This window comes from Paenibacillus pedocola (assembly GCF_031599675.1).
GTDB classification, from domain to species: domain Bacteria; phylum Bacillota; class Bacilli; order Paenibacillales; family Paenibacillaceae; genus Paenibacillus_AQ; species Paenibacillus_AQ pedocola.
In genome coordinates this window covers 1,930,175-1,946,068 of sequence record NZ_CP134223.1, presented here as the reverse complement: position 1 = coordinate 1,946,068, position 15,894 = coordinate 1,930,175, and the positions used below count along the sequence as shown (strand labels likewise).

Sequence of the window (15,894 nt, the reverse complement as noted above, 5' to 3'; positions counted from 1 at the left end):
AGCTCCAAGTTTCACAAGAAAAAGTCCAATACCTATAATTAACAGGCCGCTTCTTCCCGGGGGAAGAAGCGGCCTGAGTCAAAACTATAACTACACCTAACTGATAGATTATTAGATTGTGAACATCGCCAGCTTGTCTTTCAACTGGTTCGAAGCAACCTCCAGCTTGCCGGACAGAGATACGAGCTGATCACTCACGTTCTGCTGCTCGTTGCTGAGTGAAGCCACTTCTTCAGAAGTCGCAGACGATTGCTGAGCGACTGCACTTACATTGCCCATCGCATCAGACAATACACCCTGTGAATGGCTGAGGCTGCCAATGGCGCCTGTTACGGACTCCAGACTGGCAATGAAATCCTCCATTTGAGCCTGTACAGAAACAAAGATATCACTGGTGCTTTTTACAGAAGTCATCTGTTGTTTGAAGAGCGGTGCCACTTCAGACAGAACGTTCACCGTTTCATTCATTTCTGTCACGATCTTATCAATAATTCCTGCTACCAGCGCAATCGACTGCTTGGACTGGTCTGCCAGCTGCCGGACTTCATCCGCGACGACCATAAAGCCGCGTCCCGCTTCGCCCGCTCTTGCTGCTTCAATAGTAGCATTCAGTGACAGAATATTGGTCTGCTGCGTAATATTTTTCATAACATCAAGAACCTTCATTACCGAGTACACGGTGTCTTTCAGGTTGTTGACGCGATCTACTAATGCGGAGGTCATTTCTCCGGTACGGCCTGTCTGTTTGAGCAGGTCTTCCATCTGTTTCGCTCCGAGTCCGCTGGCTTCCCCGACACCGCGTGCCGCTTCATCCATCTCGGCATTGGCAGCAATGACGTTTTGCATTTGAGTACCGATCAAGTCGGTCAATTCATTGCCACGCTCAGCTTCCAGTGCCAAACTTCCTGCACCGCCGGCAATCTCTTCGGTAGCTGCGGCAATCTCCTTCGCAGATACAGCCGTTTTACGGGAGGCATCGCCAAGCTCGCCGGCGGTCTCCAGGACTTCACGTGCGGTATCTGTCGTTTGTGCAACCAGCTCGGTAATCCGTTCCATCATCATATTGAACGAAGCGGACAGCTGGCCAATTTCATCTTTTGAAGTAAACTCTGTTCGTACGCTCAAATCGCCTTTCGCACCTTCCACCATCAGATCCTTCAGGCGGGCCACCGGCTTGGCGATCATCTGAACCATCCAGAAGCCGAGTAACACCGCAAGCAGAGCGGATGCAAGAGCAGCCATATAAGTTGTAAACAGAATCGGCTTAGCTGCTTTCACTAGTTCTCCTGTTGGGACAACACCTGTCAGCTTCCAGTCAGCCTTGGTTAATGTACTGAATACAGCCAGCACATCTTTGCCGTTTGAATCCTTAGCTTCCTGGCTGTTGTTCTTGTTCTTGCTGTCCTTGATGAAGCCGAATTCTGAAGCTACACCATCTTCAGCAGGAACCGAGGATGCAATAACAGTACCGTTTGGATCAACGAGCTGAACCCGCGAGCCGTCCCCAAGCGATACGCTTTTGAAGGCCTCCTCCAATAAGGTGTTCTTGAGCTCAAGCATGATAACATAACCTGTAGCCGAGCCCATAGTCTTGAGCGATCTTACCATAGCGACATTTTTGCCGCCGTCACCTTCAACAGATGTTGAGAACCAATAGTTCTGCGGTGCGGCAGTTTCATCCGAATAATAGGACTTGTACTCTGTATTGCTGGCCGTAACCTTTTTGAACCACTCCTGATCTCTGATCCCATCCATCTTGAGACCGGAATTTCCGCTCGTGATGACAGCCTCATCTGCCGATTGCGGAATCAGGGAGATCGCCACAATATTGGAATCCGTGGTCGTCTGACTCGACAGCTTCTTACTGATCGAATCTGTAGCAACGAATTTATCATAATTGGACTTGGCGGATAGCAGATCCGACAGGTCACTTTGCATTTGTGTATCAAAATACAGCTGAAGCGCCATATTCTCATATTGTTTGAGCGTAATATCCAGCTTATCCGAGGTCTGGATAATCGTCTGCCGGTTCGCTTCCGAGACATTATCTTTAATTGTATTCTTAGCCTTGGAGTAAGACAATAGACCCAGGAGCAGCACGACAGCAACAATGGAAGACAGGAAAATCAGAAACAGCTTGACGCCTACGGACTTAATCGGATCGACTTTCTTGACCTGGCTTACTGAACTATTCAGCACTCCTTTGAAGCCCATATCCCTTATCTTACCTATACTCTGGAGTTTACCTTTGCCTTTGCCAGTTGACTGGTCTACATCTGTACGGCTTGGTTCTACTTGTTGTTTATCCACCGGTTTCTTGCTATTCTTTCTCACTTTTACCCTTCTCCCCTTTTGCTTTTTATCTCTGTTCTCCTGCTCGGGAGCCCCCATATCATCACCTGCCAGTTAGAATAGAAGTCGTATGTAAGCGTTCGCTATATGTTATCTATATCGGTTTTCTCCGACTATTTGCTTAGGGTTCTTAAGAAATTACCTGAGAATCTTTATATATTTTAGTCATTTTCCTTTTTTTGTCTGAAATTAAAAAGGGACGCACCCTACAGGTGCATCCCTTTCCATTGTATTGTTCTGTTACTTTCTTTTCCGCATCATATCAAAATAAGCTACAGGGTGATCGACCTTCATGCGCACGCGCTGAAGCGGGTGACGGGCCACATCAAGCTTGTTCCCTGCCTCATCCCATAGTTCCCCTACAATCTGTTTAAAGAATGTGTTATCCGGTCCGAAGAATTCCACTTCCTGCCCCGGCTTAAAGTTGTTACGCTGCTGGATCAGCGCCATGCCGCTCTCAGCATCATACTCCAGAACTAGCCCTGCAAAATCATAAGGCGCCGCCTTTTCCTCAGGCTCATAGATATGATCCTCATGATCCGGTGTATCGTAGAAAAATCCGGTGTTCAGCGGACGGTTGGCCGCCTTCTGCAATTCTTCCAGCCATTCCGGCTTAAGCTCGTAATGCTCCGGATCGGCCATATAGGCATCAATGGCCTTGCGGTAAGCATTCACGACAGTCGCCACGTAGTGGATTGACTTCATCCGGCCCTCGATCTTAAAGCTGTCAATGCCGGCTTCAATCAGATCGGGGATGCTTTCCAGCATGCACAAGTCCTTGGAGCCCATGGAGAACGGATTATCCTGGGGCTGATGCAGCGGCAACTGGGTTATCCCCGGCTGAAGGCGCTGCGGTGCAGCAGTAGCAGCCTCAGCCTGTTCCTCTTCGGACACCCAGGCTCCTTCCGGACGGTCATCCTGGAACAGATCATATTTCCAGCGGCAGGACTGGCAGCAGCCGCCGCGGTTGGAGTCGCGGTCCGTAAAGTGGTTGGATAATACACAGCGTCCGGAATACGAGGAGCACATAGCCCCGTGGATGAAGCTTTCGATTTCGATATCGACATGCTGCTTAATCTCAGCGATCTCTTCCAGACTGGTCTCGCGGCCCAGAACGACACGCGGCAGGCCTTCCTCTTTCCAGAAGGATACTGCCTGCCAGTTGAGGGTGGACTGCTGGGTGCTGAGATGCACCTCAAGTCCCGGTACCAGCCGGCGTGCAGTATCGACAATGGCCGGGTCGGCCACAATAATAGCGGCGATTCCGGCTTCGTATAGGTTACGCAGGTATTCTTCAATCCCGGCGATATCTTCATTGTGAGCATAGATATTGGTAGCAACAAACACTTTAGCGCCGTATTTCTTGGCGAATTCCACACCTTCGCGCATTTCCTCGAAGCTGAAGTTATCTGCTCCGGAGCGCAGACCGTATTTCTGTCCTCCGATATAGACTGCATCCGCACCATAGTGCACGGCGAATTTCAATTTTTCCAGGTTACCCGCCGGAGCAAGGAGCTCCGGTTTGTCCAGACGGTAACGTTTGCCCTTAAACTGGGGCTTGGTCATGGTTCCCATTATGTTCTCCCCTCCATATCTTTGCTTTTGTTAAAACAAACCAGAAATCTAACCTTTAGGATATGACCGTAACTGCGGAAAGCATTTGGACTTCCGGCCGCTGTTGTCTCCAGATTTCTTGAATTTTACCGCTGTTCGCGGTTGAAATCCGGAGACAAAGGCGGACGCTTTCGCTCCTGCAGTTCCAAACCTTTCCTCCGTTACTTTATCCTTAAGGTAAGCTACAAGTTCATTTTAAAGAAGCAAATCATTGCCTTATTTTATTTCCTTAACAGATTAATAGACTTGCTCTTTGTAGAAGAAGCCGAACGACAGGTCACGCTCAGGGTCCTGCAGCGCACGGATTCCATCCATCCAGGCCTCGTCAAAAGCATAGCCCTGCGGGTCCGCGGCATAGAGATCCACGGCATGACGGTAGGCCTTCACGACTGCCACGTTATAGGCAATTGGTTTCAGCAGCCCTTCAATCTTCAGGCTGTGCACTCCTGCCGCAAGCAGGATATGCAGATCCTCAAGGATACAGATATCGTCGGAGCTCATAATATGTGTACCATTGATGTCCTCATAAATCGGGAATTTCTCATCCCGGCGCTCTGCCTCAATCAGGAATAAACCGCGTTCCTTGCCGAGGTTTCCATCCTCTACCGGACGGCCCTGGTGGGCCATATAGCTTGCAACGAGGCCGCGCTTGGAATGATAAATATTCGTCATGCCATGTACCTGCACCTGGGCTTCTACCTCCAGCAGCGGCACCATCTCGGTAATTTCGTCCATGTTCAGCTCACGGGCCAGAACAACCCGCGAAGCACCTTTGCGGCCCCAATAATTGGCCGTAAAGTAATTCGTTGAGGTCATCTCGGCATTCCAGTGCAGCCTCATGCCCGGTGCCTCAGACTTTACAGCAGCCAGAACTGCCGGATCGCCGAATTCGATCCCGTCAATTCCAAGCTCACCGATAGCTTTCACATAGGCGGGAAGCTCATCCAGCAGCCGGTTGGACATGAGTCCGCCCAGGCCGGCGTAGACTTTCCGGCCCATACCATGGGCCAATTCTATAACAGCTGCCGTTTCTTCCAGCGAAAAATGGCCGGCCAGCCGCATGCCGAAACGGTCATCGCCGATCAGCAGCGCATCCGCACCGGCATTCAGCAGCGCGCGCGCTTCTTCCAGGGATGCTGCTGTGGCCAGCAGCTCCGGTTTGTTCATCATGTTGTACCCTCCTGCACTTGCGGTAAACGAAACCGCATCAAACTCTATTTTAATAGGTTACGGCGAACTTTGTTCACTTTTTTGGATATTGGCTAAATGTTCCTTATAGGTCTTACCGAACAGATGACCCTGGGAACCGTCTTTTTTAGTCACATAGAAGTAATATTCTGATGCTTTAGGCTCAAGAGCAGCCTGAATGGAAGCAAGACCCGGGCTGGCAATCGGCCCTGGCGGCAATCCAGTATTCTTATACGTATTGTATGGGCTGTCAACCTTGAGATCCTTGTTCAGCAGCCGTTCTTTTTGCTTGTCCAGCAGATACTGGACGGTTGCATCAATCTCGAGCTTCTGCCCTTTGTTCAGCCTGTTATAAATAACACCGGCCACCAGCGGACGCTCCTCGTCCACTACAACCTCACGCTCTACGAGTGAAGCGACTGTCAACAGCTCATGCAGGGATAAACCGCGCTTATCCAGCTTTGTTTTCCAGTCCGGAATGCTGTCCAGCTTCTTCTCCAGCTGCTCCAGCATCGCTTCGACAATTTCCTGGGGCGTACTGTCTTTGACGAGCTCATACGTTTCGGGGAACAGATATCCCTCAAGCCGATGGCGAAGCTCTGCATTTACCGGAATCCCCAGCCGGTCGGCTGCGGCGAGTCCTGCTCCTGAATCTATGACTTTAAGGAAGACCTCAGCTTTCTGATTCCAGGCCTCTGCGAGTTTATCAGCCACTTGAGCCGCGGTGAATCCTTCAGGAATTGTAAAGACGACTGTTTCTTCCTTTACTACATCTCCGGCATTCAGCCTTGCAATCAGCTGGTCATAGGTATCTCCAGGGCTTGCAGTATATGTACCTGCTTTGAAGCTTGAGCCTTCCTTGACCCATTTCAAATATCCCTTGAATAATAGCCCATTACGGATAATGCCGTTTTCCTCGAGCAGATCAGCGATTTCCGAACTGCCCATCCCCTTCTCTATCGTAAACGTTACTGCCGGGCCTGCAGGCTCTACCGGCTGCATTCCATTCCAAATATACCATGCGCCTCCCCCTCCTGCTAAGGCCAGCAAAAGGATTACGATCAGCACAGCGCGGATTGCGGCTTTCAAATGTCACTCCTCACTTTCCGACTATAAAGTATAAAATTGTATTGTCTCAAATTCAACATATTTTTTTATAATTGCTTCTATTTCAAGCAAAAAGAGCGCGGAATAACTCCGCCCTCTTCCTTGCCAAGCATAGATGTTGCATATTTGTGAAAACACTTATTCCTTGTCGTCAGCAGGGAGAGTCAGCTCGTCGTACAGCTCAGAGACATCTTCCCACTCCTCATCGTCAACGATACTTTCCAGCTCGGGCACACCGTTAGGCGATACCACGATCCGCAGAATTTCCTGCTCTGCTTCTCTTCCGGAGCCAGCCAGTACCGCATACGCGCGGTCGCCAACCTCAAACTCGGCAATAATATCGTAAACGGAAGATTTACCCTGCTCATCTTCCAGTTCTACAGTCTCTCCATATACTTCCTTGAGCTTCGATGTCCATACCGCTTGTTCGGCGGAAAAATCAGTCATTCTCTGCTCCTCCATCCAGCTCGTCTACCAGAGTATTGAAGGTTTCTTCAACAATCGCCCACTCTTCGTCGTTCTCGATCATGAAAAGCTGCAGATCGTCGCCGTCTTCCTCATAGCGGAACGCATACACCTCATCACTCTCTTCATCCTCGGAATCGAGCGGTACCACCATCATATACTTTGCATCCGAACCGTCAACTTCAAACTTCATGATGACCTCAAATTCCTCTTCATTACCTTCCTCATCGGGAATATAGATAATTTCCGGTTCTTCTTCTTGGCCAATCTGCTCGTTTGTCATAATAGCACGCACCCCTCACCTTTTACTGTTAGCATCCAAAAAATTTTGCAAAATCAGGGCTGCAGCCATTTTGTCTACAATCCCTTTGCGTTTCTTCCGGCTGACGTCCCCTTCAATCAGCACCCGCTCAGCGGATACTGTCGTCAGACGCTCATCCCAAAGGTGTACGGGTATTTCCAATTGCTCCCGCAACTGATCGGCAAACTCAATACAGATTTCACCGCGGGGTCCTACAGAGCCATTCATATTCTTCGGCAGACCAACCACAATTTCCCCGATTTCGTACTCCTTGACCAGTTCACGGATCCGTTCGAACTCATTGCCGTTCCCGCGGCGTTCAATGGTTTCCAGAGCTTGGGCTGTCCACCCGAAAATATCGCTTGTGGCGACTCCGATTCTACGGTCGCCGTAATCCAGACCCAGCTTCTTCATTTCGGATGATCCACCCGATGATTAGCCAGGTAGAAACGAACCAGTTCCTCGATCAGCTCATCACGTTCTTTTCTCCGGACCAAACTTCTCGCATTGTTGTGGCGCGGAATGTAAGCCGGATCTCCGGAAAGAAGATACCCCACGATCTGGTTGATCGGATGGTATTCTTTCTCCACCAGCGCGTCGTATACGGCGAGCAGAATTTCCTGGGAAGAAGCTTCCTTTTCGTCACCCTTCACATTGAATTTAACCGTTTTGTCCATGGAGTCCATCTGTGACACCTTCCTTCTGCAAAATCACCCCCAGAGGGCGGCTTCGCAAAGTTGCTGCTGTACAGCTTACTTGCTGCCTTCACTATAACATATTCATGCCCCGCCTTGGAAATCCTGCCACTAAAATAACGCTTTTTTTGGCATTTCATCTACAAAAATATAGATATTTTTGGTTTTTGAGCTATTGCGGAACCTCTCCCAAGACGAATATTCGCAAAAATACATTTAGCTTGTCTTATTTTCAATAAAGCAGCGGCACTGATATGAGGCTCTCAGTACCGCTGGGCTGTTTTTACATACCTGCTTTATTGAAGGTTTAGCTGCGCATTCAGAAAGTGCCCTACTATAATTAAGCCTGGGCAGCAACTAGCTCCTCGGCTTTGGCGAGAGCCTCAGCCAGCTTGGAAGCGTCTTTGCCGCCTGCTTGGGCCATATCCGGCCGTCCGCCGCCGCCGCCGCCGCATACTGCTGCAACTTCTTTGACCAGCTTGCCGGCATGGAAGCCTTTTTTGACCAGCTCCTGCGGCACTGATACTACAAAGTTAACCTTATCATCCATCGCTGCGCCCAGTACAAGTACAGCATCCGGAAGCTTGGCTTTCAACTCATCCGCTGTGGAGCGCAGTGCATCCATATTGCCTGCCTGGACAGCAACTGCAAGCAGCTGTGTTCCGCCGCCCACCGTCTTCACACTGCCGGTCAGCTCAGCGGCAAAGGTTGCACTCAGCTTCGATTGCAGCGATTCGTTCTCACGGGAGATCTCACGAACCTGGGCATGCAGCGCTTCAATACGCTTCGGCACATCGTTCAGCGAAGATTTGAGCAGCCCGGCCGATTGCTTCAGCAGATCCAGCTGGCTTTCTGTAAACTGGTACGCATAACGTCCGGTTACCGCCTCAATCCGGCGAACCCCGGAGCCAATGCCGCTTTCACTTACCAGCTTGAAGATACCGATCTGCGAGGTGTTCCCAACATGAATCCCGCCGCACAGCTCAAGGCTGTAATCACCGACTTGAACTACACGGACGATGTTGCCGTATTTCTCGCCGAAGAGTGCCATAGCACCCATAGCTTTGGCTTCGTCAATCGGCTTGTTCTCAATGACTACGTCCAGTCCGCGCCAGATCTGCGCATTAACCCGGTGCTCAATGTCGCTCAGCTCTTCCGGCGTAATTGCGCCGAAATGTGAGAAGTCAAAGCGCAGGCGTGCACCTTCTACTAAAGAGCCGGCCTGATTAACATGACCGCCTAGTACTTCCTTAAGCGCTTTGTGCAGCAGGTGAGTTGCGGTATGGTTCTTCACAATATCTTCACGCTGCTCACGGTTTACTTCTGCCCGGATGCTATCGCCGACCTTCAGGTCTCCGGCTTCAACAGTCACCAGGTGAACATGCTGGCCGTGCGGAGCCTTGAACAGGCCTGTGACCTTAGCAGTTACGGAACCGCCAGTCAAAAGACCGGTGTCGCTGACCTGGCCGCCGCTCTCTGCATAGAAAGGCGTAGCTTCAAGCACAACCTGGCATTCAGCGCCTTCGCTGACGACATCAACAAGTGCGCCGTCAACCACAATTGCCAGTATTTTAGACTCTGTTACCACGTCAGTATATCCAACAAATTCGCTTTTAACCGTCAGTTCGGCCAGTGCGCCGCCCTGGATTTTCATGCTGGCGTTGTCCTGGCGGGCTGCTCTGGCCCGGTCGCGCTGCTCCTGCATCGCTGCATCGAAGCCTTCGCGGTCTACAGTAAGTCCCTGCTCGGAAGCAAAGTCTTCTGTCAGGTCAAACGGGAAGCCGTAGGTGTCATAGAGCTTGAACGCATCAGCACCTGCAATAGTACCCAGTCCGTCAGCTTTAGCTTTGGCCGAAATTTCACCAAGAATGGCAAGTCCGTCGGACAGTGTCTCGTGGAAACGTTCCTCTTCTGTACGGATGATTTTGGCGATATATTCGCGGTTCTCCACAACGGACGGGTAGTACACGCCCATCACTTCGCCGACAGTTTCAGTCAGCTCGTGCAGGAATGGACGGTCAAGTCCTAAGGTTTTGCCGTAACGGACAGCACGGCGCAGCAACCGGCGGATAATATAGCCACGGCCTTCATTAGAAGGAAGCACCCCGTCACCAACTGCAAAGGTAACGGTACGGATATGGTCGGCAATGACCTTCAGTGCGATATCCTGCTCCAGATTGTCTTTGTATTTCACTCCGGCCAGACCGGCAGTTTTCTGGATTACCGGCTGGAACAAGTCTGTATCGAAGTTGGAATCCACATCCTGCAGAATGGATGCCAGACGCTCAAGACCTGCACCGGTATCAATGTTCTTATTAGGAAGCGGCGTATAGCTGCCGTCTTTGTTATGGTTGAACTGGGAGAATACGAGGTTCCACACTTCCAGCCAGCGTTCATTCTCGCCGCCCGGATACATTTCAGGATCACTCATGTCGCTGCCGTAAGCTTCGCCGCGGTCATAGAATATTTCCGAGCAAGGACCGCAAGGGCCTTCGCCGATATCCCAGAAGTTCTCGTCGCCCAGCTTGATGATGCGCTCAGCAGGCAGGCCAACTTTTTCATTCCACAGCTTGAATGCTTCTTCATCCTCGGCGTACACCGTAACGGAAATGCGGTCCCCGTCGAAGCCGATCCATTCCTTGCCGGTCAGGAACTCCCAGGCCCAGGTAATCGCTTCTTCCTTGAAATAATCGCCGATGGAGAAGTTGCCCAGCATCTCGAAGAACGTATGGTGGCGGCGTGTCTTGCCGACATTCTCAATATCATTGGTACGGATACATTTCTGTGAGTTTGTCAGGCGGGGATTCTCAGGAATCTCCCGTCCGTCGAAGTACGCCTTGAGGGGCGCCATACCGGCATTAATCCACAGAAGGGATGGATCGTTGTGCGGAACAAGCGAGGCGCTTGGCTCGATTTTGTGGCCTTTGCTCTCAAAAAACTGCAACCATTTGGAACGGATTTCACTTGCTTTCATCATGTACAGCCCCCGTCTTATCATTAGTGCGGCATAATTATGCCGGGAAACACAAAAACGCCCCTGAATAAATTCAGGGACGATTATTATCGCGGTACCACCCTGGTTATCGCCTTGACCCGTGAATGAACACGGACAACTGCAGACGATCGCCTTGTCGCGGCTGTTAACGGGCGCCCCCGGCGGGATTTCCCCGCACTCCGAAATCAGCTTTCCGCCGGTCTGTCTTCCGGGTTCTCACAGCCATTACGAAGCATTTCGTAACGGAACCCGTTCTCTGAGGGAGCCATGCCCCGGCGTACTCCATTTCATCAACGTTTTTTCCGATGTACATTTTAACATTTCAAGTATAGCCAGCAGTAACGCCTCTGTCAATCTTTGGCCGGAAATCACGAGGTTTCCCGTTATTAAACTGCCGCAAATTTGCCGCAAAAAGAATATTTACAGCGGTTACATCCAGGCGTATAATTCTGATTGTTTAGAACGTCGAGACGTAGCTCAGCTTGGTAGAGCGCTTGCTTCGGGAGTAAGAGGCCGCAGGTTCGAATCCTGTCGTCTCGATTACAAAAAAGCCTAAAGCCGCGAGGGTTTTCGACCTTGAAGCTCCAGGCTTTTTTACGTTTACAGAAATAACACAATAAGTAATATGAACATATCGACTCATTCAACCGGTAATTGGCATCACAAGAAATAGGGGCATCCTCCAAATTGGAAGAATTCGTTTAAATTGACGGCGCTCCTGCTTAACCTCATATATTCGCTTTGCTCAGCTTGAATTAAATAATATTGGGAATGATCTGCTAATTGATTCATTAAAAGCTGCTTTCGCTTCAAATCGGTTATAATTCCAAGCGTTTGGTCTGATGTTATATGTAAATCAATCTCCGGCAGAAATAATTCCCCGTCCACATACATTGGTTGAAACTGTATTGCCGTCCTCCTGGCCATTGCTGCTATTAGATATAAAATAGTGATATTGTGCCTTTATCCTTGATTTATACCATATATCATATTTTCCACTTTTTCGATTTTACTCCTATAACCGGCAGTTCATCTTACACACTATAACGGCTATTGGTGATACGGTTAATTTAAAGCGGTAACCGTAATTCGTCTGGTCATTGCCCAAAAAAGAAGGGCGAAGGCGCTAACAGATGCACCTAACAAACATACCCCGTTCCAGCCAAAATATGCGTATATATAGGTAGAAGTAATTGAACCAGTAGCACTGCCAATAGAGTAGAAAACCATGTAACCGGCGGTGAGCCGACTTCGCGCCTCAGGACGCAAAGTTAGGATCATACTTTGATTGGTGACATGCACGGCTTGCACCGCCAAGTCAAGGAGGACAATGCCAACGACCAATGCGAGTAGCGAGTGTTCGGTATAGCCGATTAGCAGCCATGATATCAACAATAGGATCAAGGCTACGCCGGTTGTCCTCTGTCCTAACCCCTGGTCGGCTAGCCGCCCCGCTCGTGCCGCCGCTAATGCTCCGGCAACCCCCGCAAGACCAAAAGCTCCAATTGCAGTATGAGAAAGAGATAATGGTGCTGAGCTAAGAGGTAGTACTAATGAAGTCCACAGAATACTGAAGGCGGTGAAAATCAGCAGACACAGTGTAGCCCGGATGCGTAATATCCGTTCTTGTGCGAACAGCAAGAGCACCGACTTAAGCAGCTGCGGATAGGACAGCAGCTCCTTCTCACGCTCAAAATTTGGCAATGCCCGAAATAGTGCACAAACCATAAGAAGCATCAACACGGCAGAAACCAGATAGACTGAACGCCAACCCGCAAGATCCGTTAATATTCCTGCAATAGATCTGGCAAGAAGTATGCCGATCACGACTCCGCTTGTTACCAATCCAAGTACACGCCCGCGTTCAGCCGGGGCAGCCATCGTCGCTGCAGAAGCCACGAGTGTCTGTGTCACAACAGCAAGCAGTCCTACTACAGCCATGCCTGCAAAAAGCACCGTGCTGGAGGAGGCAGTGCCAACTATTAATAGAGCAGTCACGGATAATAGCATCTGACCGATGATCAGCCGACGCTGATTCAGCAAATCCCCAAGTGGCACTAGCAGCAACAGTCCCAATGCATAAAAAACCTGAGTAATAGTAATGACAATGCCAATGGTTGAATAGTCGATACCGAATTCACTCGACAGAGCGTCAAGTAACGGTTGAGCGAAATAGATGTTGGCAACAGACATCCCGCAGGCAACGGCAAACAATAGTGTCACATATCGAGTTATGGAAGATACGGGAGCTGAAATGGAAGATACGGGAGCTGAATCGGATGGGATACCCTGTACCGGATTCACCTCTATATCAGCATTGACTGCTATTGTTCCTTTGATCTTGTCCAATCTTTACACACCTCGTCTTCTTCAATTTTATTTGCCATTCAATCATTTTAAAATACCGTTCGGTATGATATAATTTTAACGAATGTAACTCGTGAGAACTCTTTCTGTCAAGAATAATCTAGACAAATTCAGTTTTTTATACCTAATAAGAAACCTTTTCACTGTAATCATAAAGGAATAAATCACTTTAAGAATAATAGGAATTTGACAAGGATAACTTCAAATAATAGAATAATAAAATACTGATCGGTAATATATATTCAAAAGGTCCATAGAAGCAATGAAGGTGCTATGAGAACTGGAATAATAGAATCTGCATGATGAGAAGAGGTATTGAATATGGGAAGAATCCGTGAATTTGATGTTGAAAAAGCATTAGATACAGCTATGCAACTGTTTTGGGAGAAAGGATATGAAGCTACCTCATTAAGTGATTTAACTTCCAGAATGGGAATTCAACGACCAAGTATATACTCAACTTTTGGAGACAAAAAGGAATTGTTCGAAGCTGCGTTACGCAAATATACGAAGTTCCATGCTTCCCATGTCCGAACCAGACTTCAAAACAATCTCTCTGTAAAAGCAGCATTTCGCACTTTTTTTGAAGGTATTGTTGCAAACGAGTATAGAGAGAGTTCCAGCCGGGGATGTTTTTGCATCAATACGATGGTCGAACTTGCGCCTCATGATGAAAAGTTTGAAATCCTTACAAGGGAACATCAGATGTACCTTACGGTCATATTCCAGGAAACAATTGAACGAGGTATCCAATCAGGTGAACTTGAAATCGGGGTGAACGCGAAGGCTTTAGCACAGGCACTTGTTGTATCTTTAATTGGACTAACTGTGATGATGAAGTCTCGTCCGGAACGATCCTTTGTTGATAATACTCTAGAAGTGATACTTACATTGCTTAAGTAATTTGAATATTTCAGTGCCAGAGAGCCATGGTGTTATTATCTATGTAGAGTCACTTTAGATTTTGCCATAAAAAACTTGTCCAACTTTACCTTTGTGCATCGGTGGGACTCGATTTACTCCAGTGTGTTGTTAAGATTACTCCAAATGATTAAAGGGCATGGACATTCATAGCATACTGGAGTTTGAGTAATTCTAGCTGCAAAGCTTGTCATTTTTCGTAATAAGAAGGCCCGTATTAGCTGCTACCAAGCTAGTCAGGCCTCTTCTTCTATTTCATGCACCACCTCTACTCAACTCAGCCCCTTCCGTGCCGTTACGCTCCTCTCACCGAAAAATATAACCGTCATTTATGGTTTAATTCACCATATTACAATAATTTCCCAATAGGAAAACGAGAGGATATGTGCCTCCGTTAATTGCCCCCATGCATATCCCTCTCGCCTGATCTGTCATACAAATTGACCCTAATACAAACCTAAGCAATGGTCGCCCGCTGTTTTTCATTGTTTCAAACTAACTCACTCAGATGACCGGGCATGCCATGCCTTAAGCATCTCCTCTGCTTTTTGCGGATCGTTGATGAGCAGAGTCCGGTATTCAAGCATCCAGTTAAGGGTGGCCAGCATTTGATCGTATTCTTCCTTCTTGTGTTCAATCTCCTGTTTCTTGCCGTGAATCCACTCTATGATCTGCATGTTGCTGCGCGCATTGGTGTCGTGGTCCTGCAGAGTTTCTTTCAGTTCAGCCAGTGAGCAGCCGATGGACTGGAACTTCTTGATGAGCTTTATCCGCGCGACTGCCTCTTCCGAATAGTTGCGGTAATTGTTGCTCTCCCGCCGGACATGCCGGTTATCCAGCAAGCCTTCCTTTTCATAAAAGCGGATCGTGTGGATCGTTAATCCCATCTTGTCCGCCAGTTCCTGAATTTTCATCATCATTTCTCCTTAAGACCGCTTGCCCTAGAGTTCACTTCATAGTTTATGCTTAAACTATTCAAGCAGTCAATTACTGAAGGAGGAAATGAATATGCATGTTTTTGTTACAGGAGCAACAGGGTATATCGGTTCCGCGGTCGTCCGGGAACTGATCAGCGCGGGCCACACAGTGACGGGCCTTTGCCGTTTTGAGGAGAAGGCAGCGGGTTTAAATGCGGCGGGAGCCGAAGCGGTCTACGGCACACTGGACGATCTCGATACTTTGCGGGGCGCCGCCGAAGCTGCGGACGGTGTGATTCATCTGGCATTCACTAATGATTTTTCCGACTTCGACGGTGCGCTGGCTCTGGATATGGGGGCCGTTCAGGCCATAGGGGCGGCGCTCGAAGACTCCGGGAAGCCGTTCATTACTACAGCTCACGCCAACGGAACTGCGGTTGACCAAGCAGTACTCGCAATGGCAGAGCGGGGAATCCGGGCAGCCATCGTCTCCCTATCCCCTTCCGTGCATGGCGAAGGCGATAGAGGCTTCGTGCCGATGATGATCAATATCGCCCGGGCAAAGGGCTTCGCCGCCTACATCGGCGATGGAAGTAACCGCTGGCCGGCAGTGCACCGCCAAGATGCGGCAGTTCTGTACCGACTGGCGCTGGAATCTGCCCCGGCGGGCTCGCGGCTGCTTGGCGCAGGCGATCAAGGTATTCCGCTTCGCGAAATCGCCGGGGTCATCGGGCGCCATTTAAACGTACCGGCGGTCAGCATAACAACTGAAGAAGCCGCCGACCATTTCGGCTTTCTCGGCGCTATTGCGGCACTCGATCTCGCAAGCTTGTATAACACTGAGCAGGCAAGCACGGTAACACGGGACCTGCTGGGCTGGAAGCCGGTGCAGCCCGGACTGCTCGCCGACCTCGAACAAGGGCATTATTTTGCATAAAAGACGGGGCTAAACCCTTAATAAATATGGCTTCA

13 protein-coding genes and 1 tRNA gene are annotated in these 15,894 nt (G+C 49.3%); 3 read left to right on the top strand and 11 right to left on the bottom strand.

What is annotated here, in order from left to right:
- Nucleotides 1-111: 111 nt before the first annotated feature.
- From QU597_RS08365 to alaS, 9 genes are all read right to left on the bottom strand, one after another.
- On the bottom strand, nt 112-2,334 hold the full coding sequence (locus QU597_RS08365; RefSeq protein ID WP_310832218.1) for a methyl-accepting chemotaxis protein: 2,223 nt from the start codon (nt 2,332-2,334) through the stop codon (nt 112-114).
- Between the two features lie 258 nt (nt 2,335-2,592).
- Nucleotides 2,593-3,927: a peptidase U32 family protein gene (locus QU597_RS08360; protein WP_310832217.1), complete on the bottom strand. Its 1,335-nt coding sequence runs from the start codon at nt 3,925-3,927 to the stop codon at nt 2,593-2,595.
- Between the two features lie 276 nt (nt 3,928-4,203).
- Entirely contained in the window at nt 4,204-5,136 is a 933-nt protein-coding gene (locus QU597_RS08355; protein WP_236333924.1) for a peptidase U32 family protein, read from the bottom strand.
- A 57-nt stretch (nt 5,137-5,193) separates the two neighbouring features.
- Nucleotides 5,194-6,243: an endolytic transglycosylase MltG gene (gene mltG, locus QU597_RS08350; RefSeq protein ID WP_310832216.1), complete on the bottom strand. Its 1,050-nt coding sequence runs from the start codon at nt 6,241-6,243 to the stop codon at nt 5,194-5,196.
- 156 nt (nt 6,244-6,399) lie between these two features.
- A complete protein-coding gene (locus tag QU597_RS08345; RefSeq protein WP_054939602.1) occupies nt 6,400-6,708 on the bottom strand; it encodes a DUF1292 domain-containing protein in 309 nt (102 codons plus the stop codon).
- Nucleotides 6,701-7,009: a DUF1292 domain-containing protein gene (locus tag QU597_RS08340; protein ID WP_038588104.1), complete on the bottom strand. Its 309-nt coding sequence runs from the start codon at nt 7,007-7,009 to the stop codon at nt 6,701-6,703. Before QU597_RS08340 ends, QU597_RS08345 begins: the two co-directional genes overlap by 8 nt.
- Nucleotides 7,010-7,024: 15 nt before the next feature.
- Nucleotides 7,025-7,441 (bottom strand): Holliday junction resolvase RuvX, encoded by a 417-nt coding sequence (gene ruvX, locus QU597_RS08335; RefSeq protein ID WP_310832215.1) that lies wholly within the window; start codon nt 7,439-7,441, stop codon nt 7,025-7,027.
- Nucleotides 7,438-7,713, bottom strand: a complete 276-nt coding sequence (locus QU597_RS08330) for an IreB family regulatory phosphoprotein (RefSeq protein ID WP_189032318.1) — start codon at nt 7,711-7,713, stop codon at nt 7,438-7,440. The genes ruvX and QU597_RS08330 overlap by 4 nt, the downstream gene beginning before the upstream one ends.
- A gap of 349 nt (nt 7,714-8,062) precedes the next feature.
- A complete protein-coding gene (alaS, locus tag QU597_RS08325; RefSeq protein ID WP_310833261.1) occupies nt 8,063-10,696 on the bottom strand; it encodes an alanine--tRNA ligase in 2,634 nt (877 codons plus the stop codon).
- A 487-nt stretch (nt 10,697-11,183) separates the two neighbouring features.
- Between alaS and QU597_RS08320 the strand changes: the two genes are divergently transcribed.
- Nucleotides 11,184-11,257 (top strand) — tRNA-Pro (locus QU597_RS08320).
- Nucleotides 11,258-11,782: 525 nt separating this feature from the next.
- Here the strand turns inward: QU597_RS08320 and QU597_RS08315 are convergent.
- Nucleotides 11,783-12,973 (bottom strand): MFS transporter, encoded by a 1,191-nt coding sequence (locus QU597_RS08315; RefSeq protein WP_370656256.1) that lies wholly within the window; start codon nt 12,971-12,973, stop codon nt 11,783-11,785.
- Between the two features lie 432 nt (nt 12,974-13,405).
- Here QU597_RS08315 and QU597_RS08310 point away from each other — a divergent pair, with 432 nt between their 5' ends.
- Nucleotides 13,406-13,987 (top strand): TetR/AcrR family transcriptional regulator, encoded by a 582-nt coding sequence (locus tag QU597_RS08310; RefSeq protein WP_310832214.1) that lies wholly within the window; start codon nt 13,406-13,408, stop codon nt 13,985-13,987.
- A gap of 518 nt (nt 13,988-14,505) precedes the next feature.
- On the opposite strand, the gene QU597_RS08305 is transcribed toward QU597_RS08310, so the two are convergent.
- Complete coding sequence (locus tag QU597_RS08305; RefSeq protein ID WP_310832213.1) at nt 14,506-14,925, bottom strand: MerR family transcriptional regulator; 420 nt, start codon at nt 14,923-14,925, stop codon at nt 14,506-14,508.
- A gap of 88 nt (nt 14,926-15,013) precedes the next feature.
- On the opposite strand from QU597_RS08305, the gene QU597_RS08300 reads away from it, so the two are divergent.
- Nucleotides 15,014-15,859, top strand: a complete 846-nt coding sequence (locus QU597_RS08300; protein WP_310832212.1) for an SDR family oxidoreductase — start codon at nt 15,014-15,016, stop codon at nt 15,857-15,859.
- Nucleotides 15,860-15,894: the final 35 nt, after the last annotated feature.

Coding starts and splice junctions, on each gene's coding strand:
- QU597_RS08360 (WP_310832217.1), bottom strand. CDS start 3,927: ATGGGAACCATGACCAAGCCCCAGTTTAAGGGCAAACGTTACCGTCTG.
- QU597_RS08355 (WP_236333924.1), bottom strand. CDS start 5,136: ATGATGAACAAACCGGAGCTGCTGGCCACAGCAGCATCCCTGGAAGAA.
- QU597_RS08345 (WP_054939602.1), bottom strand. CDS start 6,708: ATGACTGATTTTTCCGCCGAACAAGCGGTATGGACATCGAAGCTCAAG.
- QU597_RS08340 (WP_038588104.1), bottom strand. CDS start 7,009: ATGACAAACGAGCAGATTGGCCAAGAAGAAGAACCGGAAATTATCTAT.
- ruvX (WP_310832215.1), bottom strand. CDS start 7,441: ATGAAGAAGCTGGGTCTGGATTACGGCGACCGTAGAATCGGAGTCGCC.
- QU597_RS08330 (WP_189032318.1), bottom strand. CDS start 7,713: ATGGACTCCATGGACAAAACGGTTAAATTCAATGTGAAGGGTGACGAA.
- alaS (WP_310833261.1), bottom strand. CDS start 10,696: ATGAAAGCAAGTGAAATCCGTTCCAAATGGTTGCAGTTTTTTGAGAGC.
- QU597_RS08310 (WP_310832214.1), top strand. CDS start 13,406: ATGGGAAGAATCCGTGAATTTGATGTTGAAAAAGCATTAGATACAGCT.
- QU597_RS08305 (WP_310832213.1), bottom strand. CDS start 14,925: ATGATGATGAAAATTCAGGAACTGGCGGACAAGATGGGATTAACGATC.
- QU597_RS08300 (WP_310832212.1), top strand. CDS start 15,014: ATGCATGTTTTTGTTACAGGAGCAACAGGGTATATCGGTTCCGCGGTC.